27 protein-coding genes and 1 pseudogene are annotated in these 25,357 nt (G+C 61.4%); 10 read left to right on the top strand and 18 right to left on the bottom strand.

Annotated features, from left to right (window positions below; genetic code table 11):
• Positions 1-29 precede the first annotated feature (29 nt).
• Genes KR52_RS12130 through hemH form a run of 4 tightly spaced genes read right to left on the bottom strand, consistent with a single transcriptional unit; the run spans position 30 to position 3,611 of the window.
• Positions 30-254 (bottom strand): GIVxVP protein, encoded by a 225-nt coding sequence (locus KR52_RS12130; RefSeq protein WP_038556256.1) that lies wholly within the window; start codon positions 252-254, stop codon positions 30-32.
• Entirely contained in the window at positions 247-594 is a 348-nt protein-coding gene (locus tag KR52_RS12135) for a hypothetical protein (protein WP_038556257.1), read from the bottom strand. The genes KR52_RS12130 and KR52_RS12135 overlap by 8 nt, the downstream gene beginning before the upstream one ends.
• Entirely contained in the window at positions 591-2,378 is a 1,788-nt protein-coding gene (gene ilvB, locus KR52_RS12140; protein ID WP_038556259.1) for a biosynthetic-type acetolactate synthase large subunit, read from the bottom strand. The genes KR52_RS12135 and ilvB overlap by 4 nt, the downstream gene beginning before the upstream one ends.
• A 57-nt stretch (positions 2,379-2,435) precedes the next feature.
• Positions 2,436-3,611, bottom strand: coding sequence for a ferrochelatase (gene hemH / locus KR52_RS12145; RefSeq protein ID WP_038556260.1), 1,176 nt, complete (start codon positions 3,609-3,611; stop codon positions 2,436-2,438).
• Between the two features lie 72 nt (positions 3,612-3,683).
• Between hemH and KR52_RS12150 the strand changes: the two genes are divergently transcribed.
• Genes KR52_RS12150 through cobO form a run of 3 tightly spaced genes read left to right on the top strand, consistent with a single transcriptional unit; the run spans position 3,684 to position 6,190 of the window.
• A complete protein-coding gene (locus KR52_RS12150) occupies positions 3,684-4,838 on the top strand; it encodes a site-specific integrase (RefSeq protein ID WP_038556262.1) in 1,155 nt (384 codons plus the stop codon).
• 31 nt (positions 4,839-4,869) lie between these two features.
• On the top strand, positions 4,870-5,502 hold the full coding sequence (locus KR52_RS12155; protein ID WP_038556264.1) for a class I SAM-dependent methyltransferase: 633 nt from the start codon (positions 4,870-4,872) through the stop codon (positions 5,500-5,502).
• A gap of 22 nt (positions 5,503-5,524) precedes the next feature.
• Positions 5,525-6,190 carry a cob(I)yrinic acid a,c-diamide adenosyltransferase gene (gene cobO, locus KR52_RS12160; protein WP_038556267.1) on the top strand — a complete coding sequence of 222 codons (666 nt, stop codon included), beginning with the start codon at positions 5,525-5,527 and terminating at the stop codon, positions 6,188-6,190.
• Between the two features lie 18 nt (positions 6,191-6,208).
• On the opposite strand, the gene KR52_RS12165 is transcribed toward cobO, so the two are convergent.
• Entirely contained in the window at positions 6,209-6,403 is a 195-nt protein-coding gene (locus KR52_RS12165; protein WP_038556269.1) for a hypothetical protein, read from the bottom strand.
• An 83-nt stretch (positions 6,404-6,486) separates the two neighbouring features.
• On the opposite strand from KR52_RS12165, the gene pyrH reads away from it, so the two are divergent.
• The 3 genes from pyrH (at position 6,487) to KR52_RS12180 (ending at position 9,313) form a co-directional block, all read left to right on the top strand.
• Positions 6,487-7,200, top strand: a complete 714-nt coding sequence (gene pyrH / locus KR52_RS12170; protein ID WP_038556271.1) for a UMP kinase — start codon at positions 6,487-6,489, stop codon at positions 7,198-7,200.
• 39 nt (positions 7,201-7,239) lie between these two features.
• Positions 7,240-7,788 carry a ribosome recycling factor gene (frr, locus tag KR52_RS12175; protein ID WP_038556273.1) on the top strand — a complete coding sequence of 183 codons (549 nt, stop codon included), beginning with the start codon at positions 7,240-7,242 and terminating at the stop codon, positions 7,786-7,788.
• Between the two features lie 181 nt (positions 7,789-7,969).
• Complete coding sequence (locus KR52_RS12180; protein ID WP_038556275.1) at positions 7,970-9,313, top strand: carotenoid oxygenase family protein; 1,344 nt, start codon at positions 7,970-7,972, stop codon at positions 9,311-9,313.
• 122 nt (positions 9,314-9,435) lie between these two features.
• Here KR52_RS12180 and KR52_RS12185 read toward each other — a convergent pair whose 3' ends face one another.
• The gene (locus KR52_RS12185; protein ID WP_038556277.1) at positions 9,436-9,615 is read right to left on the bottom strand and encodes a hypothetical protein; all 180 of its coding nucleotides are present in this window, start codon (positions 9,613-9,615) and stop codon (positions 9,436-9,438) included.
• Positions 9,616-9,811: 196 nt separating this feature from the next.
• On the opposite strand from KR52_RS12185, the gene KR52_RS12190 reads away from it, so the two are divergent.
• The gene (locus KR52_RS12190; RefSeq protein WP_038557341.1) at positions 9,812-10,945 is read left to right on the top strand and encodes a geranylgeranyl reductase family protein; all 1,134 of its coding nucleotides are present in this window, start codon (positions 9,812-9,814) and stop codon (positions 10,943-10,945) included.
• Here KR52_RS12190 and KR52_RS12195 read toward each other — a convergent pair.
• The 8 genes and pseudogenes from KR52_RS12195 to KR52_RS12225 form a co-directional block, all read right to left on the bottom strand.
• The gene (locus tag KR52_RS12195; RefSeq protein ID WP_038556279.1) at positions 10,942-12,423 is read right to left on the bottom strand and encodes a deoxyribodipyrimidine photo-lyase; all 1,482 of its coding nucleotides are present in this window, start codon (positions 12,421-12,423) and stop codon (positions 10,942-10,944) included. The genes KR52_RS12190 and KR52_RS12195 overlap by 4 nt on opposite strands.
• Before the next feature lie 182 nt (positions 12,424-12,605).
• Positions 12,606-13,195, bottom strand: a pseudogene (locus KR52_RS15200) (MFS transporter); the annotation flags it as partial.
• Positions 13,196-13,213: 18 nt separating this feature from the next.
• The gene (locus KR52_RS15205; protein ID WP_253912409.1) at positions 13,214-13,831 is read right to left on the bottom strand and encodes a PucC family protein; all 618 of its coding nucleotides are present in this window, start codon (positions 13,829-13,831) and stop codon (positions 13,214-13,216) included.
• 85 nt (positions 13,832-13,916) lie between these two features.
• Positions 13,917-14,300 (bottom strand): Crp/Fnr family transcriptional regulator, encoded by a 384-nt coding sequence (locus tag KR52_RS12205; protein ID WP_038556281.1) that lies wholly within the window; start codon positions 14,298-14,300, stop codon positions 13,917-13,919.
• 14 nt (positions 14,301-14,314) lie between these two features.
• Positions 14,315-15,487: a transaldolase gene (locus KR52_RS12210; RefSeq protein WP_038556283.1), complete on the bottom strand. Its 1,173-nt coding sequence runs from the start codon at positions 15,485-15,487 to the stop codon at positions 14,315-14,317.
• Between the two features lie 48 nt (positions 15,488-15,535).
• Positions 15,536-17,341 carry a penicillin-binding protein 2 gene (locus KR52_RS12215; protein WP_038556285.1) on the bottom strand — a complete coding sequence of 602 codons (1,806 nt, stop codon included), beginning with the start codon at positions 17,339-17,341 and terminating at the stop codon, positions 15,536-15,538.
• A complete protein-coding gene (locus KR52_RS12220) occupies positions 17,341-17,829 on the bottom strand; it encodes a hypothetical protein (RefSeq protein WP_156957745.1) in 489 nt (162 codons plus the stop codon). The genes KR52_RS12215 and KR52_RS12220 overlap by 1 nt, the downstream gene beginning before the upstream one ends.
• A 3-nt stretch (positions 17,830-17,832) precedes the next feature.
• Complete coding sequence (locus KR52_RS12225) at positions 17,833-19,095, bottom strand: CPBP family intramembrane glutamic endopeptidase (protein ID WP_038556287.1); 1,263 nt, start codon at positions 19,093-19,095, stop codon at positions 17,833-17,835.
• 76 nt (positions 19,096-19,171) lie between these two features.
• Here KR52_RS12225 and KR52_RS12230 point away from each other — a divergent pair, with 76 nt between their 5' ends.
• Positions 19,172-20,500, top strand: a complete 1,329-nt coding sequence (locus KR52_RS12230) for a histidine phosphatase family protein (protein ID WP_038556289.1) — start codon at positions 19,172-19,174, stop codon at positions 20,498-20,500.
• 4 nt (positions 20,501-20,504) lie between these two features.
• The gene (locus KR52_RS12235; protein WP_038557344.1) at positions 20,505-21,770 is read left to right on the top strand and encodes a dihydroorotase; all 1,266 of its coding nucleotides are present in this window, start codon (positions 20,505-20,507) and stop codon (positions 21,768-21,770) included.
• On the opposite strand, the gene lepB is transcribed toward KR52_RS12235, so the two are convergent.
• Positions 21,760-22,425: a signal peptidase I gene (lepB, locus tag KR52_RS12240; RefSeq protein ID WP_038556291.1), complete on the bottom strand. Its 666-nt coding sequence runs from the start codon at positions 22,423-22,425 to the stop codon at positions 21,760-21,762. The genes KR52_RS12235 and lepB overlap by 11 nt on opposite strands.
• A 78-nt stretch (positions 22,426-22,503) precedes the next feature.
• On the opposite strand from lepB, the gene KR52_RS12245 reads away from it, so the two are divergent.
• The gene (locus KR52_RS12245) at positions 22,504-24,009 is read left to right on the top strand and encodes a hypothetical protein (RefSeq protein WP_038556293.1); all 1,506 of its coding nucleotides are present in this window, start codon (positions 22,504-22,506) and stop codon (positions 24,007-24,009) included.
• On the opposite strand, the gene KR52_RS12250 is transcribed toward KR52_RS12245, so the two are convergent.
• The 3 genes from KR52_RS12250 to KR52_RS12260 all read right to left on the bottom strand — a co-directional run bounded on the left by KR52_RS12250 (position 23,972) and on the right by KR52_RS12260 (position 25,276).
• Positions 23,972-24,334 carry an arsenate reductase family protein gene (locus KR52_RS12250; RefSeq protein WP_038556295.1) on the bottom strand — a complete coding sequence of 121 codons (363 nt, stop codon included), beginning with the start codon at positions 24,332-24,334 and terminating at the stop codon, positions 23,972-23,974. The two genes, KR52_RS12245 and KR52_RS12250, sit on opposite strands and share 38 nt — an antisense overlap.
• A gap of 3 nt (positions 24,335-24,337) precedes the next feature.
• On the bottom strand, positions 24,338-24,697 hold the full coding sequence (locus KR52_RS12255; protein ID WP_038557345.1) for a 2Fe-2S iron-sulfur cluster-binding protein: 360 nt from the start codon (positions 24,695-24,697) through the stop codon (positions 24,338-24,340).
• A gap of 69 nt (positions 24,698-24,766) precedes the next feature.
• Positions 24,767-25,276 carry an inorganic diphosphatase gene (locus KR52_RS12260; RefSeq protein ID WP_038556297.1) on the bottom strand — a complete coding sequence of 170 codons (510 nt, stop codon included), beginning with the start codon at positions 25,274-25,276 and terminating at the stop codon, positions 24,767-24,769.
• Positions 25,277-25,357: the final 81 nt, after the last annotated feature.

The following is a 25,357-nucleotide window of genomic DNA, read 5'->3' on the forward strand; positions in this document are numbered from 1 at the left end:
TCGGAGGGAAGCAACCCGATCCCAGCAAGCTAGGGAGAGCTGTCGGACTCGTCTGGTTTTGTCACAGAGGGGTCAGACCCACCTCCCAACTGAGACAGCCAGCCCGCCAACAGCAAGCCTGAACCGATACCGATGGCCAACGTGCGATTTTCAGCAGCGGCTCCCTGCCCCCAAGCCGCTGTGGCTAGAAAGGCCCCTCCCAGCAACAGGCACGGCACCAAGACAATGCCCCGGGCGACACGGTTATCAGCCATCAGCCCCACAGCTGTTACTGGCCAAACCAGCGGCAATCAAGCCCGTGCTGAGGTCGCGCTCAGCCCCGATCGGTGTGACCCGAGCCATCAGCTGCCCCTCACTGGAGCCCACTGGCCGCAGATTGACCTTGCGGCGACGCGGCAGTTCCTGGCGCAGCCATGCGGTGGCCTCGGCTTCCTGGCTCGCAGCAACGGAGGCACAGGCCAGAGCCACGGTGTAAGTGCGGTTGTGATCACCGACCTGCAGCAAAGAGCTGCTGCGAACCTGAAGCACCTCAGCGGCCTGCACGGGCACGGCCCAAAGCAACACCAGCAAGCCAGTTAAGACAAGACGAATCAAGAGGTTGGGGCGTTAAGAACCGGCATGGGAGCCGGAAGGCCCACCATTTCAGCATTGCTTTTGCCGGGAGGGACCATCGGATAGCAGTTCTCTCCACGGCGAACGTGGATGTCAATCAGCATCGGACCTGGAGCGTTCAGCGCCGCCTCAAGATCACGACGCAACGACTCTCGCTCGCGAATGTGAACACCGTTCACACCAAAAGCACTGGCGAGAGCCACGAAATCCGGCATTCCATTGAGCATGTCGGAGGCGGAGTAGCGCTCCTCGTAGAAACTCTCCTGCCACTGGCGCACCATGCCCTGCCAGTGGTTATTGACGATCACCACCTTCACCGGGAGTCCATAGGCCGCAAGGGTTCCCAGCTCTTGAATGTTCATCAGGATGCTGGCGTCACCGGCAATGCACACCACCTGACGGTCGGGACAGGCCACCTGGGCACCCATCGCTGCCGGCATGCCGAATCCCATGGTGCCAAGCCCGGCACTGCTGATCCATCCACGGGGACCATTGCGCAGGTACTGCGCGGCCCACATCTGATGCTGCCCAACATCGGTGGTCACGATGGCGTTCGGCGCCAGGTCGCGAACGGCCAGCAACACCTCCTGGGGATACAAGGCGCCTTCGGAGGGGGGGACGGCGAGGGGATAGGTCTGTTTCCACTCGGCGATACGCGCCAGCCAGGGGGCCGTGCGGGGTTGCACCTCCTCGTGCAGGCTCAGCTCCACCAAGCGCGCAACGCTCAGGCCCAGATCACCGAGCACTGCCACATCAGGACGACGGGTCTTGCCGATCTCAGCCGGATCAATCTCAAAGTGAATCACCCGGGCGCTGGGAGCAAAGGTGTCGAGCTTGCCGGTGACCCGATCGTCAAAACGGGCGCCAACGGCAATCAACAAATCGCACTCAGTGACAGCGAAATTGGCATAGGCCGTTCCGTGCATGCCGAGCATGCCCACCGAGAGGGGGTCGTTTTCATCGAAGGCACCCTTCCCCATCAACGTCGTGGTGACGGGGATCTGGAAGCGCTCAGCGATCACCCGCAGGCTGTCGTGGGCGCCGGCAGAGATCGCACCGCCGCCCACGTACAGAAGGGGACGCTCCGACTCGGTCATCAGTTCAAGCGCCGAAAGAATCGGCTCATCCCGGGGGGGCTGCGGCTTGCGGAAGCCTTTGGGCACGATGGCCCCGGGCTCCACCGGCACGTAGTCGAACATCTCCTGACCCACATCTTTGGGGATGTCGATCAACACAGGCCCCGGACGACCACTGGCTGCAATCAAAAAGGCCTGAGCAACAATGGAGGCAAGATCCGCCGGATCACGAACCACCCAGGAATGCTTCACGATCGGCAGAGTAATGCCGAAGATGTCGGTTTCCTGGAAGGCATCAGTACCAATCGCCTGACGGGGCACCTGACCGGTGATCACCACCATGGGCACCGAATCCATCTGGGCTGTGGCGATGCCGGTGACAAGGTTGGTGGCGCCCGGCCCTGATGTGCCAAAACAAACGCCTACTTTTCCGGTGGCGCGGGCATAGGCATCGGCCGCGTGGGTGCCGGCCTGCTCGTGCCGCACCAAAATGTGCTTGACCCACCCCTCGCTTTCAGCGATATGGAGCGCGTCGTAAATGGGAAGGATCGCGCCGCCGGGGTAGCCGAAGATCGTGTCAACGCCATGACGCCGCAGCGCATCCATCAGGGCGGTGGCCCCGGACATTTTCTGCCCACCGTTTCCGGCCTGCTGCCCAGTGACAACCGAGGAGGCGGAGGTGAGAGTCACAGAGGCGACCTGGTCATTGACCCTCCAGATTAAGGTCCTGAAGCACCCCTGGCTTGATCAGAGCAAGCCGAGGGCGTGCAGCGGCCCCTGACCACTGATCAGTTCGAGCAGGAATGCCGAAAAACCGACCATGGCCAGACGCCCGTTCCAGACCTCAGAACTGTTGTTCCAGCCCCATTCCCACTTCTCCTGGGGATAGAGCTTCACCTTGGTGGGAAGCTCCGCAGCCGCATCGAGACTCACCTCAGGGCCCTGCAGGCTGGTGGTGACCAGATCCGCCAGTCCGTCAATGAAAGGGGCATAGGTATCAAGAGCCCGGACCCGGCGGAAGTTCACCACCCCTGCTTCGGTGGCCAGCTCCCGGTATTCGATGTCGATTTCCTCCAGCGTCTCGATGTGTTCGCTGACAAAGCTGATGGGCACCACCACAAGGTCGTTGGTCTTGGCTTGGCCCAACTCTTCAAGCGCCTCCTCGGTGTAGGGCTTGAGCCACTCCACGGGGCCCACCCGGCTCTGATAAGCGAGGGTGAAAGGGTTGTCGTGGCCCATCTGAACAGCCAGTTCCTTCATGATCAGGCGAGTGCAGGCTTCGATCTCCTTCTGATATGGATCACCCGCCTCTTCGACGTAGCTCTTGGGCACGCCATGGGCACTGAAGAAGACATGGGCCTTGGTGGGGTCGTCGCTGTTGCGGACCTCTTCGGCAATGAGCTCGGCCATGGCCTTCACATAGCCGGGATGGTCGAACCAACTGCGAATGCAGCGGATCGGCAGCTTTTCAAAGGAGGGATCCGCCTGACGCAGGCGCTGCAGCTCGCGGAAGCTCGATCCGCTGGTGCTGATCGAGAAATGGGGATAGAGGGGGAGCACCACCACCTCATCCATGCCATCGGCCTTGATGTCCGCCACGGCGGATTCGGTGAAGGGATGCCAGTAGCGCATGGCCACATAACTGGTGGCGTCAATGCCGCGCTGGCGCAGCAGGCTCTGCAGTTCCCGGGCCTGCTGCTCGGTGATCCGCCGCAACGGTGATCCACCGCCGATAGAGCGGTAGGCCTCCTGCGACTTGCCACTGCGGAGGGTGCTGATCAACCAAGCCAGCGGTTTCTGTAAGGCCGGACTGGGCAGCCGGATGATCTCCGGATCAGCGAACAGGTTGTAAAGAAACGGTCCAACGTCCTGGATGCGCTCCGGGCCACCCAGGTTCAGCAGGACGACACCGACGCGAGACATACCGATCAGAACGGTTTTCGGGGGTTGAGCCTAGCCGCCACGGACGCGATCCTTGGTTCCAACAACACATTTATGGAGCTCAAAAGTGCACTGGAGACCGCCAATGCGCAGCTGGCGGCACAGGGGTCACGCCTGCGCATCGAACAGCGGGGGCGGCGGCTGAACCTGCGCGGGCCGCTGCCCCTGCGCAGCGATGCCACTCGCAACGGCTTGCAACGGATCAGCCTGGGGTTGATGGCCGATCCCCCAGGGGTCAGTCAAGCGCTGAGCACCGCGGCCCTGGTGCAGCTGCAGTTGGACCAACGCAGTTTTGATTGGACGCTCTGGTCGGCCCCCAGCTCACCCACCAAAGCCAAGGGGCGCTCCATCGACATCCAAGCCGCCCTCGACACTTTTGAAGTGGCGTTTTTTTCCGACCCACGTCGACGCCGTTCCCCAGCGAGCAGTCGCACCACCTGGACCAGCGCATATCTGCCTTACCTGCGGCGCCTGGCCCATCTACACGGTGATCAGCCCCTGGAGCCGGCACTTCTGATGCAGACGCTGACCAGTTACGACGACGGCAGCCGCAGTCGCCAGCAATGCGCCACGGCCCTGGCGGCCCTGGCCCGGCACCTGGAGCTGCCGTTACCGGAGGACTGGCGCCAGGAGGCCGGTGGCTATGGCCTGCACCGGGCCCGCTTCCGCCAGCTGCCCACCGACCCGCAGATTCTGGAGGCCGCAGGCCGCATTCCCAACCCGCAATGGCGCCTGGCCTATGCCCTGATGGCCACCTATGGCCTGCGCAACCATGAGGTGTTCTTCTGCGATTGCTCCTCCCTTGCTCCTGGTGGCGATCGGGTGTTGCGGGTGCTGCCCACGACCAAAACCGGTGAGCACCAGAGCTGGCCATTCCACCCCGACTGGGTCGAGCGCTTTGGGCTGCAGGAGCTTGCGGAAAACCCGGCCGCCCTGCCGGCCATCAAGACCGATCTGCGCCGCACCACCCTGCAGCAGGTGGGGCGCCGGGTGAGTGAGCAGTTCCGGCGCTACGAGCTGCCAATCACCCCCTACGACCTGCGCCACGCCTGGGCCGTGCGCACCATCCACGTCGGCCTGCCCGACACCGTCGCCGCCAGAATGATGGGGCACTCGGTGACGATCCACACCCGGACCTATCACCACTGGATCACCCGACGTGACCAGCAGCAGGCGGTGGATGCAGCCCTGGCCCGTCGACCGGCCTGACCGGAACCTGACTGTTGTTTGACCATCAACGATGACGTCTTTTCTGAGGCCACTGGCCTACCGCTACCGCTGGATTTACGACACGGTCACAGCGGTGTCATCGCTGAGTGTGGGTGGGGTAGAGCGCCTGCGGGGCCTGGGGCTCGAGGCGTTGCAGCCCCATCTCAAGCCAGGCGTGGCGGTGCTTGATCTCTGCTGCGGCAGTGGCGAAGCAGCGGCCCCTTGGCTGGCGGCGGGCTATGCGGTGACGGGGCTCGATATTTCCGCCCGCGCCCTGGATCTCGCCGCCCAACGCCACCCCAGCCTGGAGCGGGTGGAGGGGCTGGCCGAAGAGCCCCCACTGGCCGATGCCAGCTTCAGCGCCATTCAGCTGAGCGTGGCCCTGCACGAATTCCCCCGCAGCGATCGTGAACGGGTGCTGCGCAGTGCCCTGAGGTTGCTGGAACCGGGCGGCTGGTTAGTGCTTGTGGATCTGCATCCAGCCGGACCCTGGCTGAAGCTTCCCCAACAGTTGTTTTGTGCCCTGTTTGAAACCGACACCGCCACCGCCATGCTGGAGGACAACCTCCCCGCCGAGCTGGAGCAACTCGGGTTCAGCAGCGTGAGCCAGGAGCTGCTGGCGGGACAGGCCCTGCAACGCATCACCGCCACTCGGCCTCGATAGAACCAACAACGCCCCTCCTTTAATGAGCACGAACGACCTCGATCAATCCGCCGCGGAGCTGGGCATGGGGGGCAAGCTCGCCCCCGAAACCGACGACGCCGGATACCGCAAACGGATGGAGCGGCGCCAGCAGGTGCAAAAGCAACGTGTGGAGGAACGCAACAAGGAGAAGGGGCTGGTGCTGGTGTTCACCGGCCAGGGCAAAGGCAAAACCACCGCCGGGCTTGGGCTGGTGCTGCGCACCCTCGGCCATGGGGAGCGGGTGGCCATTGTTCAATTCATCAAGGGGGGCTGGGAACCCGGCGAAGCACGGTCCCTGCAGGCCTTCGGTGAGCAGGTGAGCTGGCATGCCCTGGGGGAAGGCTTCACCTGGGAGACCCAGAACCGAGAGCGGGATCAACACCTGGTGGAGACGGCCTGGCAGACGGCCCTGGGCTACCTGCGCGATGCCAGCGTGAAATTGGTGCTGCTCGACGAGCTCAATGTGGCCTTGAAACTGGGCTATATCGAGCCCGGCACGGTGATCGCCGGATTGAACGAGCGACCGGAGCTCACCCACGTTGCGGTGACCGGCCGGGGCGCACCAGCCGAGCTGGTGGAGCGGGCCGATCTGGTGACAGAGATGACCCTGGTGCATCACCCCTTCCGCGAACAGGGGGTGAAGGCCCAGGCGGGCATCGAGTTTTAAAGGTTGAACACCCCAGCCTTAGGCCGCTTCAGCCGCCTCGAGATCGTCCTGCAAATGACGGGTGGCCGCGGTGAGCACCGAGAGCCCACTCACCAGCAGTGCGCGATGCACCTGAGGCTCACGCCAACAGTCCGGATCCTGGCTGGCCCGTTCCAAGGCTGAAAGCGTGAGACGGGCCATCACACCGCTATGGGTGGCATCGGTCTCGGGCATCAAACAGCCGCAGTTTTCCCATCTAAGCGGCGATTCAAGGCTTGTGCCAATGCTTGCTACTGTCGAAAGGATCTGGACGGTAGATGACCTACACACGCGTCCTGCTGAAACTCAGCGGCGAAGCTCTGATGGGATCTCAGGGCTATGGCATCGACCCCGCCATTGTTCAATCGATTGCCTCCGATGTAGCCAAGGTGGTGGCCAATGGCACCCAGCTGGCGATCGTCGTGGGCGGCGGCAACATCTTTCGCGGCCTCAAGGGTTCTGCGGCGGGTATGGAACGGGCGACAGCTGACTACGTCGGCATGTTGGCCACGGTGATGAACGCCATCACCCTCCAAGACGGGCTCGAGAGAGCTGGCGTTCCCACACGGGTGCAGACCGCCATCGCCATGCAGGAGGTGGCGGAGCCTTACATCCGCCGTAAAGCCATTCGGCATCTGGAAAAGAACCGGGTGGTGGTGTTCGGCGCCGGTTGCGGAAACCCTTTCTTCACCACCGACACCACTGCGGCCCTTCGGGCCGCTGAAATCAATGCCGATGTGGTGTTCAAGGCCACCAAGGTGGATGGGGTTTACGACAAGGACCCGGCCAAGCACATCGATGCGGTGAAGCATGCACAGCTCAGCTACCAGGATGTGCTCAGCGGCGAGTTGGGGGTGATGGACAGCACCGCCATCGCCCTTTGCAAAGACAACAACATCCCGATTGTTGTTTTCAACCTGTTTGAACCTGGCAACATCGGCAGAGCCGTGGCCGGGGAACCGATCGGGTCCCGCATCGGCGACCCCGCCTAACAACGCCACCCAGTACGCACGCCTCCTTCCTCAGCAACCATGTCTACCCAGGACCTCGAAGCCAGCATGCGCAAGTCGGTGGAGGCCACCCAGCGCAACTTCAACACCATCCGCACCGGCCGTGCCAATGCCTCCCTGCTGGACCGCATCAGCGTTGAGTACTACGGCGCCGAAACCCCACTGAAGTCCCTGGCGACCCTATCGACCCCGGATTCCCAGACGATCCAGATCCAGCCGTTCGACATCAGCGCCCTGGCCTCGATCGAAAAAGCGATTGCCATGAGTGAGCTGGGCTTCACCCCCAACAACGACGGCAAGATCATCCGCATCAACGTGCCCCCCCTCACCGAGGAGCGCCGCAAGGAGTTCTGCAAGCTGGCGTCGAAGTACGCCGAAGAAGGAAAGGTGGCCCTGCGCAACCTGCGCCGTGACGCGATCGACAAGATCAAAAAGCAGGAAAAAGAGGGCGACTTCTCGGAAGATCAGAGCCGTGATGAGCAAGAAAGCGTGCAAAAAACCCTCGATAAATTCATCGCTGAACTCGAGAAGCACCTGGCCACCAAGGAAGCCGACATCCTCAAAGTCTGACGATCTTCATTGGATTGAGTCGTCAATGGGTGCTTGAGTTGAGCCATCTGGCTGAAGCATCTGCTGGAGGAAGGGCCCAACTCCTTCGACCAGCCATCAGCTGGTTGCAATGGCTTGACCACCTCGGAGTGAGAGGGTTTCGCTTTCTGGCAAGAATCCGAATACCGAGAGCAGGATCCCCATGGTCGAATCCGCAGTTGACCTCAGCCAAGGAGTTTTCCGCCCCGTAAGCGAGGAGATCAGCACCGGACCACTGGACTGTTCAGGTTCGATACCCACTGATCTCAACGGTCGGTGGCTGCGCAACGGACCGAACCCTCACAACGGCAGCTTCATTGGGAATGACACCTTTTCTTGGTTTCTCGGTGACGGGATGGTGCACGGCATCCATCTAGAGAACGGCCAAGCTCTCAGCTATACCAACCGCTGGGTGAAGACGGCCACGTTGGCCAGAGCGCAGGGGCAAGACGTTGAAACGGATACGCCAGCCAACACCAACATCATCCGACTCGGCGACCAGCTCCTGGCGCTCTGTGAGGGCGGGGTCCCTCATCAGATGACGAACGACTTGACCACCGTCGGCCCTCAGGACTTCGGGGGCGCACTGCCCGGCGGCCACATGACGGCTCACCCCAAGTTCGATGCTGCGACAGGGGAAACGATTGCGTTCGACTACGACTGGAAGCAACCATTCGGGCGCTATTTCATCTTCAATTCGGCGGGGACGATCACGCACAGCTCGGAGATCCCCTTGGACGGACCGAGCATGATGCACGACTTTGCAGTCACAGCCAGCCGCTCGATCTTCCTGGATCTACCGGTCGTTTTTGATCTGAAAATGGCGATGCACGGACGAGCGATGCCCTACCGGTGGACTCCGGATTACAAGGCACGACTTGGTGTATTACCGCGCTATGAGGACGGTGCTGCGATCCGATGGTTTGAGATCGAACCCTGCTTCATCTTCCACACCATGAACGCCTATGACGACGGTGACTCGGTTGTCTTGGACGCGGTCCGATACGAGCGCCTGCTCAGATTTGATTTCGATTCTGACGCGTTCATACCCGACGATTCCCCGGGCATCCTTACCCGCTTCGAGCTCAATCTTGCAACTGGTCAGGTAAGGGAGAGTGTGCTCTGCGACGCCAATGTGGAGTTTCCACGTGTGGGTGAAGCGCTGGTTGGTCAGCCGTATCGGGCCGGATACGCAGTGGAGTTCGCACCCAACCTCATGGACACCTTGGGGCTGATCCGTTTCGATACCGATTCGGGCAACGTGACCCGTTGGCAGCATCAGCCTGGAGATGCTGTCGGAGAACCACTGTTCGTTCCACGGCAAGGGGCTGAGCCTCTTACGGCCACGGACGGCTATCTGCTGTACCCGCTGTATCGGGGCAACGAAGACCGTTCCGCCCTGCAGATTCGCGATGCAGGCAATCTGGCTGGCGGCGTGTTGGCGTCGATTGAGCTACCGACGAGGATCCCGGCAGGCTTCCATGGCAACTGGATTTCTGCCAGCTGAACAACTTCAGCCAATCGGGGATGGAGCGAATCGCGGAGTTTCAGGAACGCCAGGAGGCCGAACAGCCCGGACCAAGAGCCTGTCTTCAAACCCAGCTTTGGCTCCATCGCCTCGCAATCTGATCAGAACAACCAGGTGCCCAACAGCAGGCCAATGACCAGACCTTTCAGCCAAACCAACGCAGCCATCTGATATTCAGACAGACCAAGCTTGCCCTTGATCCAGAAGAAGACCTTCTTATCAGCGAAGACAAGAGCCCGGATTGGTTTCCAGGGTGCCAACCCGTGCCGGAACCAGTTCATCAGCCATCAACGGCAGCTAAGGGGTGTTTAGCGGGAGCCCACCTAATCGGCTCGTCGACAAAGCCTCCTTTGGCAGTGTTCACACCCGTTCAGGAGCGAGGATGCTCGCCATTCATTGGGCATTCAGGCTGGTGCTTCGACGAAAGAACCAAGTCCGGACCAGAGTTAACCCCACCCTCAACGTGTGAGCCAAGACTTGAATTGGACCCACGACGTTCTGATCCTCGGGTCTGGAGCCGCCGGTGGTGCCGCGGCAGTGCATCTCGCGGCAGCGGGCCATGACGTGCTGATGCTTGAGCGCGACGCCGAGCCGCGGATCAAGCCCTGCGGTGGTGGCATGGCGGCCTCGGTGCAGCAGTGGTTTCCCTTTTCCTTGGAGCCCGCTGTGGAGCAGGTGATCCGTCAGGTGGATTTCAGCTGGTGCCTGGAGGATCCGGTGGTCGCCGAGCTGCCCGGCGATGCACCGTTCTGGATCGTGCGCCGCGAAACGCTCGATCAACTGCTCGCTGATCAGGCGATTGGAGCGGGAGCCAAACGCCTTGCCGGCGTTGAAATCAATGGCATCCGCCGCAAAGGAAACCTCTGGCAAGTCACGGCAACCGATGGACGCCAATGGCAGGGGCGAGCCGTGGTGATCGCCGATGGTTCGGGCTCGCCATGGCCCCAACGGCTCGGCCTGGGAGCCAAACAACCTCTGATGGCCACCACCATGTCGGTGCGGCTGGAGGGCCAAGGTCAGCTCAGCGATGGCACCACCCGCTTTGAATTCGGCCTGGTGAAACAGGGCTTTGCCTGGGCCTTTCCCCTCGCAGGTGGTGTGAACATCGGTGTGGGCAGCTTCATCGGCAAGCAGGACGCCGACCCGGAGAAAGTGCTGGCTCAGCTGTTGCCGGATCTGGGCTTCGCCGCCGATGCAGGACTCCGTCAGCGCGGTCAACTGCGGGTGTGGAACGGTCATCACCGTCTTGATGGTGACGGCGTTGTGGTGGTGGGCGATGCGGCATCGCTGTGCGATCCCTTTCTGGCGGAAGGGCTACGCCCCGCCCTGATGAGTGGCTGCGAGGCGTCTCGGCATCTGAACCTATGGCTCAAGGGCGACAGCAAGGATCTGCGGGGCTACAGCCGCAGCATGCGGGAACGCTGGGGGGATTCGATGGCCTGGGGGCGACGAATTGCCCAGGTGTTCTATCGCTTTCCCGCTGTGGGGTATCAGCTGGGGATCAAGAGGCCCACCGCACCACGGCGGATTGCTCAGATTCTCTCCGGGGAGATGGGCTATGGCGACATCGCCCAACGGGTGATCAAACGGCTTCTGCTGCAGCGCAACTAAAGACCGAGGCTGAGCTGCTGGCTGCCGTTGTCGGGTTGCTGAGGTTGGCGCCGGCGACGGCGAGCCGTTGTTGGCTTCAACCCCGCCTTGCGGGAGCCATGCTTGCGCTGAATCGCATCGGCATGGCGATCAAAACCGGCAGAGCGACGGATCTCCCAGATGCGGTCTTTGGCTTGCTGCATCGATCCAGTCACATCAACGATTGGTGCTGGCATCCCACCACCCAACATCCAGGGCTCATGGATATGAATCGTGGGCACCTCCTTGAGTTCCGGGCACCACTGACGGATGAACAGCCCCTGGGGGTCATGGTCCATTCCTTGCTTGATCGGGTTGTAGATCCGAATCGTGTTAATCGAGGTGCTGCCCGACTGCATCTGGCACTGGCTCCAATGGATGCCGGGCTCATAGTCGACAAACTGGCGCGCTAGGTGCAGGCCACTATCCCTCCAGGGAAGCCAGAGGTTGTAGCTGGCGAAGGACATCAACATCGCCCGCATGCGGAAGTTGATCCAGCCATGGGCCCGCAAGGCGCGCATGCAGGCGTCCACAAAGGGCACACCCGTACGACCTTCGCTCCAAGCCACCAAACGCACGGCGTCCGCTGCGCGAATGCCCCGCATGAACGGATGGAAATCGCTGAATTCAATCGCCGGTTGATCCTCCAGCTTTTGGATGAAGTGGCAGTGCCAGTGCAGCCGTGATTCAAAGCTGCTGACGCCGCGGCCGCTGCATGTACGGCTGGTCTGCAGCACCTCCCGCATCGAGAGGCAGCCCCAGGTGAGGTAGGCCGACAGGCGCGAACAACCCGTGAAGGCCTTGTTAGGGCTCGACATCGCCCGTTGATAGCGCGGGACGCGGTGCTGCAAAAAATCGCGCAACTCCCCCAGACCGATCGAACGCCCACCGTGCTGCCGCTGCGGGCAGGCATCCGAAGGCAGGTCTGAACAGGGGCGCTCGGGGATTACCTCGGGATCAATGCCCTCCAGCGGTGGCAACGCCGCCGGCGCTGGCGTGATTAGCTCCGTCATCTGAACCTCCCAGCGCTTGGCCCAGCCGTTGCGGCTGCGCATCCGGCGCGTCACACCGAACTGCGGGATTTCACTCCAGGCGATGCCGTGCTGACGGGCCCATGCCCCCACGCGTTTGTCGCGTTGGTACGTCCAGCCGTTGCCGGTTTCCTCATGGCTCCAGAGCCCATCGATGCCGAACTGGCGCCGGGCCCGCTCGAGCACCTCCACCACATCGCCACGTCGCACCACCAGCGGTTGGCCCAGATCCGCCAGGGCCTGGCGCAACTCCAGCAGCGACTCCCTGCAGAAGAGCCACTGCCGCTCGGAGGCATCGGGCTGCTGCCACCACTCCGGCTCCACCACATACAAGGGCAGCACCGGCCCCCGCTCCGCAGCAGCCGTCAAGGGCCGGTGATCAACGATGCGCAGATCACGCTTGAACCAGACGATCTGCAGCGGGGGCATTCACTGCAATTCAACGAACCCGGTTCTAGTGGATCGGTTCTTCCATTGAAGGATCAATCCACCGCCATCTCGATCACATCGCTGAAGCGGCTTTTCACCGTTTCACGAAAACCCACCACATCCAGACTCCGGGTCATCAACGCGGCGCCAAGGAAACAGACCATCTGCAGGGCAAACACCCTGCCATAGGCAGCAAATAGATCCCCGCCATTCCAGGCTTTGAACAAGGTGATGAGCCCGCCTCCACTGATGGTGGCCAGGCCACAGGAATAGGCATAGCCCGCACCCCAGATGCCCAGGAGAAACCCCGTCGGCCGGGCTGCACAAAGCTGAACATCAAGTTGAGGCAGGCGTTCATGCACACCCCCAGCGACAAGCCAAACAGGCCAACGGAAGCACGCAACAGAGATATCGACTGCTCCGCCCCGGCCCACAGCATCAGCAGCAAAGCCAACGCAGCCAGCACCGCACCCACCCTGGCGGTGCGGATGTTGCCGATGCGCTCAATCAACCAGAAGCCACTCAGACCCAAACCAGCAAAGAAACCCAGGGCGACCAACACATTCAGTGATGTAGTGGCACAGACGCTCATACCAAACACGGCGGCGCCATAGGGCTCCAGCACCGCATCGTTAAGGAACATGCTGAAGGTGAACAGGCAGAGCACCCCGAGGGAACGACCGGCCTGGGGGATGGTGCGCAGTTTCAAGAGCAATTGGGGCAAGGCCAAACGCTGGGGCACATCGGGGGGTTCCGACCCCACCGGCGTCATCAAGCCTGTGATGCGGCGTTACACGCCTAAGACCGATGCCACCCCCAGGCCCAGCAACACCAACGGCGTCACCACCGACAACCGTTGCAGTCCGGCCAGAACAGCGCTGCGGCTGGCATCGGCCGCACAGGCACTGCCGAACACTTGATTCACCAGAACACTGCCCAGCAACACCCCCAGCAGACGCATCCCCCACACCACCGACAGCACGAGCGGCCGTTCGGCTTCCGTGGTGCGATCGGCGATCAAGGCCGAAAAGGCTGTTCCACCAGCGGCAATCGCCGTGCCGATCGCCACGAACACGAGGATCAGCAGGCCAATCAGCAGCCCGTTGAGCTCACCGCCGGAGGCCTCCATGCTGGTGGCCAAGCGCAGCACCAACTGGCAGGCCACCCCGAACAACAGGGCGATCGCCAAGGAGCTGGTCACGATGAAGGGGGTGCGCCGCAGCCGGCTGGGGGGGATGCGATCGGAGCGATAGCCGAACCAGGCGCGGGTGAACCCCATCAACTGCTGACCACCCACGGCCAAGGCCGCCAGCACCGCCGGCAGCTGGATGTCTTGAATCAACAGGCGGTTCAGCAGTCCCAGGATCAGGACGCCAAGGATTCCAAGACTCAGCTGGAACAGCCCCAACGCAATCCCAACCCAAGACCATCCACCAGCTCTACCCCGAGAACTGAGAGTGATTATCAGTACTGATTAAAAAACGAAAAGGCCCTCATCCCTCAGCCAACTTGATGTCCCGCAGACGCGCATCAATCGATGCCAGCAGCTGAACTGCAAACATCGGTGTTTCCTGAACCGCAAACAGAAACTTGTCGCGGTTCATGGCAATCAAGCGGCACTCGCTTGTGGCCGTGGCTGTGCTCAGACGCTGATGGTCTTCCATGACCAGAGCCCCCGCACCAAACACATGGCCGACGTCAATGTCCTCGTGTCCGTCATGGCCGGCTGAATCAATCCAGGTCAGACGCACGGATCCTTCCAGCAAGCCATACATGCATGTTCCGATTTCCCCCGTTCGGAACAGGACCTCGCCCCGCTTGAGTCGGATCACCTCGGCCTTGCTGGCCAAAGCACGCATGGTGTTAAGCGCATGCATGGGACGAGGGCGAATCAGACAGAAGTCAGCGCCAGGGCAGCTCCGAAGCCTTTGCGGACATCCTCCTGGGAGATCAAACCATCGTGATCCTGATCGAGCGCATCGAAAATGGCATCGCTGCCAAGCCATTCATCACGGGTGATCGAACCATCACCATTCATGTCGTTGAGCATGAAGATCTCGGAAACGGCATGACGAAAAGCGGAGCCACCTTCCAGCTCGGCAAGACGATGGGCCAGTTGGTGTTCGAGGGTCTCAATCGCCTTACTGAAACCTTTAATCCCCTCCGTGAGTTTATCGGAGGCCATCCGATCGTCCTGCATCAACGCATCGAACCTGGCGCGATCGACATGGATCTTGGCCTCACCTTCACTGGGATCGGCCGCATTCAATTTCTGAGTCAGCAACGCATCACTCTCCCGGAGCTGATCCAACAACTTGGGTGAAATCGTGAGCAGATCACAACCGGCCAGCTCGGTGATCTCATCAATGTTGCGGAAGCTCGCCCCCATCACCTCCGTGCCGTAACCATGGGTCTTGTAGTAATTGAAGATCTTGGTCACGGAAATCACCCCGGGATCTTCCGGGCCGGAGTAGGAATCGCGACCGGTCTCCGCCTTGTACCAATCCAGAATGCGCCCCACGAAGGGGGAGATCAGAGTGACGCCGGCTTCGGCACAGGCAACGGCCTGACCGAAACCAAACAGAAGCGTGAGGTTGCAATGAATCCCCTCTTTCTCCAGCACCTCGGCGGCTTTGATGCCTTCCCATGTGGAGGCGATTTTGATCAGAACGCGATCGTTGCTGATGCCGGCATCGTTGTACAAACGAATCAGCTTGCGCCCTTTTTCAATCGTGGCGTCGGTATCAAAACTCAGACGAGCATCCACCTCGGTTGACACACGACGGGGAACAATCTTGAGAATCTCTTTACCAAAGATCACACTGATCTCATCGAGAGCTTCCCTCACCACGTCTTCCACCGGTGCGTCGCTGCCCATCAACTTGCGCGATGACCGCAAAGCCTCATCAATCAGACTCTGATAGGCCGGAATCTGTGCAGCAGCCAGGATCAACGACGGGTTGGTGGTGGCATCCCGAGGGGTGAACTTGCGGATGGCCTCCAGATCACCCGTGTCGGCAACGACCACGGTCATTTGTGAAAGCTGATCGAGCAGGCTGGCCATGATGTACGACGGCTCAATACCCGTAACGTAGCGGCCCTTTATGGCGCGTCAGCTATGCAAAAGCTTGTTCAATTCAGCAGGTTTTGAGGGAGCGATGCGCTCAACAACCAGCAAGGCGTCAATGATCTGTTTGGCGACGGGAACAGCCACGGTGGATCCATAGGCGTTTCCACCTTGGGGTTCATCCACCACCACAAACACCACGTAACGAGGATCCTCAATCGGCAAGGTCGCCACGAAACTGCAGATTTTCGCGCCAGGAAGATAAATCCCATTGCGGGCTTTCTGCGCCGTACCGGTTTTGCCACCGATCCGATACCCCGGTGTTTTCACACCCTTGCCACTGCCTTGGTCCACCACGGATTCCATCCACTCGAGCACCGTGCGGGTGACCTCCGGTTTCAGCAACTGCTGACCACCTGATGCGGCCGGGGGAGCCAAAGCATCACCCGAACGAAAACCACGGGTGATGTGAGGACTGATCAACTTGCCGCCATTGGCCAGCATCGCGTGGAGCTGCACCAACTTGAGCGGTGTGAGTGAAAACCCCTGACCAAAGGCCGTGGTCGCAGGCTCAATCGGCTGGCTGGTGAACTGCTGCTTGCTTTTGAGTTGTCCAGCCACCGCCCCGGGAAGGTCGGTGTCGGGACGTTGATTGATGCCGAGACGCTTCATCCAGTTCCAATAGGCGGCGTCGTCCAGACGTCGCATGGCCTGGACCATGCCGACGTTGCTCGACACCTGCAGCACGGTGGCGAAATCGACCAGGCCATTGGCTCGCTTGTCATGGTTGTTGATCGGCCAACCACCAATGGTGAGTTGTCCCACGTCGTGCACCCGATCCGTTGCCTGAATGGCGCCGTCCTGGAGGGCTAGAGCCAGATTGATCGGCTTGAAGGTCGATCCCGGTTCATAGAGATCCTGAACGGACCATTCCCGAAATCGCCCGGTGGGGAAATCCCAATAGCGATTCGGGTCATAGGTCGGAGTCGATGCGAGCACCAGCAGCTCACCGTTGATGGCATCCATCACGATCGCGGCCCCTTTCTGCGCATTCCATTTGGCCACCTGCTCAGCCAGAGCGGTCACCGCCACCTGCTGGAGCCTGGAATCCAGCGTCAGTTGAAGTCGTAGATCGTCGCCATAGAAAGCACCCGGCGTGAGATTGGCCGGCAACGGAGTGCCATCTGCCCCTCGGCGCAGGTACCGGGTCTGCTCATGGCGAGCCAGATCAGCATCACGGCTCTGCTCAAGGCCCGCTTGAGGTTGCCGCTCTGCATTCAGGAACCCCACCACATTGGCGAACAACGATGCCTGGGGATATACCCGCTGGGGGTAAGGCTCGAGATCCAGGCCACTGATTCCGAGAGCACTGATGCGATCAGCCGTCTCAGGGTCAAGGTCTTCAGCCAGCTTGATCCCCGACACCCGGGTTCCCATCGCTTCGAGAAGATCGGACGCAGAGCGGGCCAGTGGATCCGCCAACACTGCCGCAACATCCTCAACAGGTCGGACAAGGTTGGGGGCATCTCCCGGCAAGTTGAAATAGCGGGGATGAGCCCAAAGCCGAAAACGCTTTTCATCCATGGCGACCAAGCGGCCGGTGCGATCGACGATCGGGCGCCTCTGCCCCAAGGGTTGGGTGCGCTGTGTCTGCAGCTGACGTGCACGTTGTTCCAAAGAGGGGGCTTGCACAAGCTGCAGCCAGGCCATACGAGCGACCAAACCCGAAAGACCTGCAGCCAGGATCAAGAAAATGATCCACAGTCGTTTGGGCGGAACCTGTCTCAGAGGAACGATCCGTGCGCTGGACCTCCGCGAACGCACGGGTCGAGACCCAGACAGCTGCTTCATCAGTATCCCGCCCTGATGGGCTGACTCTTCAGCAGCTGAAGCGAGGCCATCGGAGAGGGAGCCACTGGTTCGGGCGAACCCAGAGCGGGGCGATCGAGATGGACCAGGTTGGCCACCTGTGTAGGCACAAGGCTTTTCGGCTGTTGGGACCGTTGCAACAGGTGCTGTTCCATGACGGCCGTTGATTCCGTTAAGCGATGGGCCTGAAGACGCGTGGATTCCAGAAGGCGGAAGGCCAGCGTCCAGCGATGCTGCCAGTGCAGCGTGAGACCCGCCAGAACGGCAACCGCCAAGATCAGCCCCAGAAGCGTGCCGTCCATCAGGCGATGGAGTCCACCAAGAAGAGGAGATCGTCGTGCAATTCGTCCTGAGGACAGTGACCCTTGAATCAGCTCAAGAGCTGTGGTCGATGCACGCTGTTCCGGAGCGGCAACCACCGGGATCACAGGCGAATAGGCCAGTGAACCACCTTGAGAAAGGAGGGGCAAGGCTCAAAGCAACAGCAGATTGACGAACGTCACCGCATTCCACAGCCCGTGCATGATCACAGAGGGCCACAACCGGCCACTGCGGAGGCGCACAAGGCCCAGTCCCACACCCAACACGGTCAGGGGAGCCAGCTCACCAACACTGATGTGGGCCATGGCAAACAACAGACCACTAACCAGGACACCCACCAGGGGGCCGAGCCTTGTGGCCAGCACCGGCAGCAGGGCACCTCGAAAGATCGTCTCCTCAAACAGCGGCGCCAACACCACAGCAGTGAGGGCGAGCAATCCCAAAGCAATCGGATCATGGCTGCCGAGCACCAACTCCAGCAGTGGATTGCTGCCCCCGGGATCTCCCACCAGGCGCACGAGCAACCATCCCGTGAGCATCACCAGCGGCGTCACCATCAACCAACCCGCCACTGCATCCAGCAGGGCTGTGAGCACGGGCCGCACCCGCCACTGCATCCACCCCCCCTGTGGCGCCCTCTGCTTCGGCAGGGCCCGTACCTGTCGCCAGAGGATGAGCAGACTGGGCAGGGCCATGACGGCGTAGTTGATCACCACCCCGACCGCCTCACGGCGAGGACTCCCCAGCCCAGCCGTGAGGGCACCGACCAAAGGGAGCGCCACCAGCGGAACGCCGACAGCACTGATCACAACGAAGCCCCCCGCCACGAGCAGGGCCATATCGATCAACGTCAGATCCGGACCCTGAACCTCTGGCCAGGCCAGCAGCCGGCCCCTCAGCAACCGCCAGGTCTGCCCGAGCAAGAGCAGAACACCCAGAAGGGCTGTCACCAGAGGCAGCACTGTGCTGAAGGCGAGACGGAACGCCGCTCGACCCGCTTCCACGCCATCAATGCAAAGCGATGGATCCGAGACACTGACCTCGCACTGCAGCTGCTGGAGCAAGGGATCGCCGACGTCACCGCCGAGGTCTGCCAACGCGGAACCCTGGCCCTGCAACAACACCAGGATCTGCTTCTGTCGCTCACTGCGATCCTCCAATGCGATCCCCTCAAGAGCCTTGAGCAGTGCATCCCGTGGCGACTCCCCCAGGAGCGCATCCCGCAACGGTGGCGGCACCTTGGGTTCAGCCAGAAGCGTCAACTCCTGCTGCTGGAGGCTCAGGGCTGGCGCCACCGAAGGTCGCGACAGGCTGTCCACCAGACCCGAAAGCCAGATCAATCCAGCCAAAGCCAGGGACAAGACCGCCAGAAGTTCCTTCCAGCGCGGGACAACCGGTCGTGGAGAACTGGGCACCAGCGGGCGTCAACTGTTGATGATTGTCCCCCCGAAAGGCCGCTTCCATACGATGGCCGCGCCCTGACGCTGCACCGTGTCCCTTCGTCTTCTCCTGGTTCGCCACGGTCTCAGCAGTTTCAACAAGGAGCGGCGCATCCAGGGACGCGACGACCTCTCGAACCTCAGCAACGAGGGGCATGAGCAGGCCAAGGCCCTGGGCCGCTCTCTCCAGGACGTGAGCTTCCAGGCCGTCTACAGCTCCCCCCTGCAGCGGGCAGCCGCCACAACGGCAAGCCTGCTGGAGGCCCACGCCGGTCAGATGCCGGCTGCAGTGTTCGATGACGGACTGCTGGAGGTGGATCTGGAGCCCTGGTCGGGCCGGACCATCAACGACCTCATGGACGGGTCGGCGGAGAGCTACCGCATCTGGAAGCACCGCCCCATGGAGCTGGAGCTCCAACGGCGGGATGGCTCGACCTACAAGCCGCTGCCTGAACTGATGGAACAGGCGCGTGGCTTCATCACCAACCTGCTGCAGCGCCACCCCGTCGATGGCAACGACACGGTGCTGGTGGTGGCCCACAACGCCATCCTGCGCTGCCTGATGCTGGTGTTACTGGGGGAACCCGATAACGGCTTCCGGCGACTCCGCATCGACAACACCTCGATCTCGATCTTCAATCTCAGGCCTGGGGTTGATCGTCCCCAGGTGCAGATCGAATGCCTCAACAGCACCACACACCTTCAACCCCTACCGAAGAAAGGCAAAAACGGCAGGCTCGTTCTTGTGCGCCACGGTGAAACCGACTGGAACAAAGCCGGCCGCTTCCAGGGGCAGATCGATATCCCTCTCAACGACAACGGTCGTGGTCAAGCTGCAGCCGCCCGCGATTTCCTCAAAGACATCCCCATCGATCGGGCCTGGAGCAGCACCCTGTCTCGCCCGACCGAAACGGCCCAAATCATTCTCGAGGCACACCCTGACGTTCCTTTGACCCAGATCGATGGACTGGTGGAGATCGGTCACGGGCTTTGGGAAGGCAAGCTTGAATCCGAGATCAGAGACGGTTGGTCGGAGCTGCTGGAGACATGGAAACGAGCTCCAGAAACCGTTCAGATGCCTGAAGGCGAGACCATCCAGGACGTGTGGGCCCGTTCCGTCAGGAGCTGGGGAGAGATCGCAGATCAGCTGAAGGCCGATGAAACGGTGCTTGTTGTCGCCCACGACGCTGTTAACAAAACAATCCTCTGCGACCTGCTGGGGCTGACCCCGGCGGACATCTGGGCGGTCAAACAAGGCAACGGTGGTGTCACGGTGGTCGACATCGCCGACGATCCGGGCCAGCCTGCAGTAGTGACCTGCCTCAACCTCACCTCCCACTTCGGAAGCGTGATTGACCGGACGGCTGCAGGCGCTCTCTGACGTCATGAACGACACCTCGCTCCTGGATCCGGTGCGCATCCTGCGTGGCCCCGGACTCCCGGTGCAGCTCGGTGCAGTTCTGATCGAAGAGGGGGTATTGATCGGCTTCGACGACGATGCCCGACAGCAGGCCCTTCTCCTGGGCATTCAAGCCACCCCTGCGCCGAATCAACTGGTCGCCCCCTGCCTGGTCGATCCCCATTCCATCCTGGAGACCCCCTTCAGCGGGGATCAGGAAACAGCCGTGAGCCTGCGGCACTGTGCTGCCGCAGCGGGCTATGGCCAGATTGCCCTGCTCCCCCGCAGCAGCAGCTGGCGCGATCGGCCCGAACGGCTTCAGGGATTCAACGCCGATCAGGATCCGACGGCAACGGTTCGCTTGCACCTCTGGGGAAGCTTCAGTCGCAGCGGCAAGGCAGGCGAGCTCGCCCCCCATGGGGATCTTCTTGAACATGGCGCTATCGGACTTGCCGATGACAACGCCATGGTTCCAGCCGCTTTGCTGCAGCAGGGACTGCTGCTCGGCGAGATGGGGGGATGTCCGGTGCTGGTGGCCCCCCGGGATCCCGCGCTGCAGGGGGAGGGGCTGGTGCGGGAAGGGGTGGAGACGCTGCGGGCCGGGTGGCCAGCGGATCCGATCACCAGCGAGACCGTTCCCCTCAGCCAGTTGCTGCTTCTGCATCAATGCCATCCGGATCGACAACTGCGGTTGATGAACCTGTCCACGGCAGCGGCGGTTGACCAACTTTCAGGCTGCGAACCCCCTCCCCTGAGCAGCGTGAGCTGGTGGCATCTCCTGACTGACCGAAGCATGCTGACCGGCAGCGACCACGGCTGGCGCGTCTGCCCGTCCCTCGGAGGACCGAAGGATCGCGATCGGTTGATCCAAGCCGTTCAGGAGCGAACCGTGACTGCCGTGGCTGTTCACGCTGTACCTCTGGATGCGGAAGACATGCTGCTGCCAGGTGACCAGCGCCCCGCAGGTCTGAGCGGCCACCATTTGGTGCTTCCTGCGCTGTGGAATGCCCTGGTGCGGCCCGGACGCTGGACCGTGGAAGATCTTTGGCAGGCCCTCAGCTTTGGGCCGTCGGCCCTGATCGATCAGCCCCCTGAACAGCTCAAGCGAGGCAGCCGGCGATGGCTGCTTTTCGATCCCGATCAATGCTGGACCATTCGGCACAACACATCTGGAGCTCCACGCTCAGCCAACGTTCCCTGGCTGGGACGGGAATTAAAAGGCCGTGTGACGGCCTGCGGACTCAGTTGCTGAGCTGTCCTATCCGCCCGGGGGGCCAGAAGCGGAACACTGCACGTCCAATGATCTGATCATCGGGCAGAAACGGGCCACCGGGCCAACGACGGGCGTCCTGACTGTTGCGCCGGTTGTCACCCAAGACGACAACCTTGCCTTCGGGAACGACGGCATAAAGGCCTTTACAGCCATTCATCCCATCGCGATCCGAACAGAAGTTGGTGACGTAAGGCTCTTTGAAAGCCTTGCCGTTGATGGTGACGGCCCCGCGGCTATTGACTTCCACAACATCACCTGGAACGCCGACCACCCGTTTGATCCAGGCCTCACATTCGGGATAGCGCTGCACCAAAACACGATCGACAAGCCAGCTGATGCCAGGGAAGGTGACGAAACCGCACTTCAGAGGATTCGGTTGTCCCGATTCCAATTTCCAGACGGGATCGAAAGCACTGGGGGAATTGAACACAACAATCTCGCCCCGTTGGGGAGGCCGTGAGCGGTACGACAGTTTCTCCACGATCAACTTGTCGCCGACCTGCAACCCTGGAAGCATCGATCCCGAAGGGATGTAACGAGCTTCAAAGGCAAACTGCCTGAGCAGAAGGTACAGCGAGATCGTGAACAGAAAGGGGGCCCAAAACTCCCAAATGGCGCTCACTCTGCCCTTCATTTCGGAAGGCCCTTTCTCCGCGTTCAATGTGGGCAGGCTCAATCTTTCGTCCCACGATAGGGGGAGCCTGCAGGCCCCATGATCCGTCCACGCTGGCAAGCACTCAAGCCCCGACGCGGCCTGCTGAACTGGCGCCGGTGGGACCAGGCCATCGCTGTGATCGCCGCAGTCAATCTCACCTGGGTCGCCATCGACCTCACCTACATCCCCCTGCGCAACTTCTGGCTGCAACGCAATCTCTATCCGGTGCCGTCGCTGCCATGGGTGGTTCCCCTGCCCTGGCTGCCAGACATCACCCCACTGCTGGATCCCCTCAAGGGCATCGAACCCCATCGCGACGCCGAGGCTTACCTCAAAGCCTACGGAGCCCTGGATCGCGCCCTGCAGCAGAACGGCTTGAGCACAGCTGAAAGCACCGATCTCTTGGAGCGGCAGGCGGCGCTCACCACGGCGCTGATGGACAGCAATCCGTTTATCAGTTCGGGCCAAGCCGGCGCGCTTGAAAAATTCAAGAACCGACTCCGCGCCCGCACCGGCCTGGAATCAGCGCGTGAGTCAGCCAACCTTCTCCTGAGCCCCGACCATCTCGAACAGTCCCCCTGGAGCCAGGAGCGTCAATTCTGGAGCCAGCAGATCCTGCCGCTGGTGGAAAGCAACTACTGGCGAAGTATCGATGAAAACGGACGCCCAAGCGATCTGAGCTGGCGCATCGACACGCCGTTTCAACTCCTCTTCCTGTTCGACATTCTTCTGCGTGCATGGCGCCTGAAACAGCGCTACGGGGCGATCGGCTGGCGCGACGCCCTGCTGCGCCGCTGGATCGACCTGCCACTGCTGCTGCCTTTTGCACGCTGGCTCAGGGTTGTCCCGGTGACAGAGCGGCTTTGCGGAGCCGGCCTCCTGCAACTTGAGCCACTCCGTGCCGTCATCAGCCGAGGCGTGGTGGCCTTGCTGGCGGTGGAGCTGTTTGAAGTGATCGCCATCCGCGTTGTTGACGCCCTCCAGCAACTGATCCGATCTCCACAGCTGCCGGAGAGGATTCGTGGACTCTGCAGTTACCAAAGCAGTGATCTCAACGAGGAACGGGAGGTGATCGAGCTGCTGCGGTTATGGCTCCCCCTGCTGCTGACCCGCATTGGCCCGGCCATGCGACCGCAACTGCAAGCCGTGATCAGCCATCTGGTGCAGCAGAGCTTGGACAGGAACGTGGTGCCGGACGCCCTGCGGAGGCTTCCTGGACTGCAGAATGCCGAATCAGAATTCAGCCGCCAGCTGGCCGAAAGCATGGTGGCCTCCGTGCTCGACCTGTCCAAGGGAGCCGGAAACCGCATCGGTCAGAGGGACCCGGTTCTGGAATCGCTTAGCTCCGAAGCCTTGGATCGGCTCTGGGAGGAACTGGCCCACACGCTGGAACAGGAGCCTGTCCTGAGCCGCAGCCAGGATTTGCTGGTTGCCCTCCTGGAAGAGATCAAACGCGCAAGCTTCCGTCAGATCCGCGACCAAGGCGATGTGGATGCCCTGATCAGCGAATTGGATGGCTTGAACTTCAGCCCTGGAGTGCCGACTCCCAAAGATCAGGCTTGAAACCGGTCAGGTACGTGGAGGAGTTCACCTCCACGAACGGTCGTTTGATCAATTTCCCATCAGCAGCCAAAGCATCCAGAGCCTCGTCATCCGACAGAGCCTTCACTGCTGCCGCACCCATGGCGCGATAGCTCTGGCCACTGGTGTTGAACAAAAGCTTCCTGTCACCAAGGGATCGATGAGCAGCCACCAGCATGTCCTTGGAGGGTGGGGTCAAGGTGATGTCATGCACCTCGTGAGAGATGCCACGCTCAGTGAGCCAGCCCAGTGCTTTGCGACAAGTGCTGCAACGGCTGTAGCTGTACACCTGGAGAGGCTCAGCCAAGGTTCAGCGGCCGAACAGGGATTTGATCGCTCCAACGAGGCTGTTGGAGCCACGGCCCACACCTTCCGCAGGACGGGTACGAACAGTCACATCGCCGTTCACAGTGGTGCGGCAGCTCAAGCGGAAGTTGGCAGGTCGGTCAGCCAGGTAAACCTCCTCGACATCACTGCGAGGAGAAAGATTGCCCTGCCCCTCAAGCACCTCCATCACGCAGGTGCCGCACTGGCCGACGCCACTGCAGTTGTTGAGGTTGTTGAGACTCTTGTAAGGGTTGATGCCTGCATCGAGTGCAGCCTTACGCAGATTCGCGCCCTCGATGCAGCCAACCTGCTGGCCTTCCTGCTCGAATCGGATGGTGGGCACGGTTTCTGCAGATCTCAGTGCGCACCAACTTACAAGCATCCGGCCTGATCACGGCCTCCTCCCCTGAGATCAAGTGGCTGCGTTGATGCAGGAATCAAGCAAGGGCTGAACGGCATCGAGATCGCGCCATCCATCAATCGTCACAATGCCCCCTTGGAGCGTGCGATAGGTCCGGAAGAACTCAGCCACCTCTTCCAGCTGGGACGCTGCAATCTGGCGAATGCTGCGAATTTCGTCCTGACGGGGATCCGCATCAGGGACACACAAAATTTTCGCGTCGTAGGCCCCCCGGTCATGCAGATCCAAAACTCCGATGGGGCGGGCCTTGATCAGGCATCCAGCGAAGGTCGGCTCGGCCATGATCACCATGGCATCGAGGGGAGAACCATCCTCAGCCTGGGTGTTGGGGATGAATCCATAGTCGAAGGGATATCGCACCGAAGCGTGCATCACCCGGTCGAGAACCATGATGCCAGCCTCCGCCAGGTACTCGTATTTATTCCTGCTGCCCGCCGGAATCTCCACGATGAGATTGACCAAACCTGGCGAAGGAGACGGGGGCAGCTGATGGAGATCCATTCCGATCCGAGGCGGTGGGGATCAGTCGCGAAGCAGAGAAGGTTCGATCCGTGATCACAACAACAAGGGGGGCACTGAAGC

Source organism: Synechococcus sp. KORDI-52 (assembly GCF_000737595.1).
GTDB lineage: Bacteria > Cyanobacteriota > Cyanobacteriia > PCC-6307 > Cyanobiaceae > Parasynechococcus.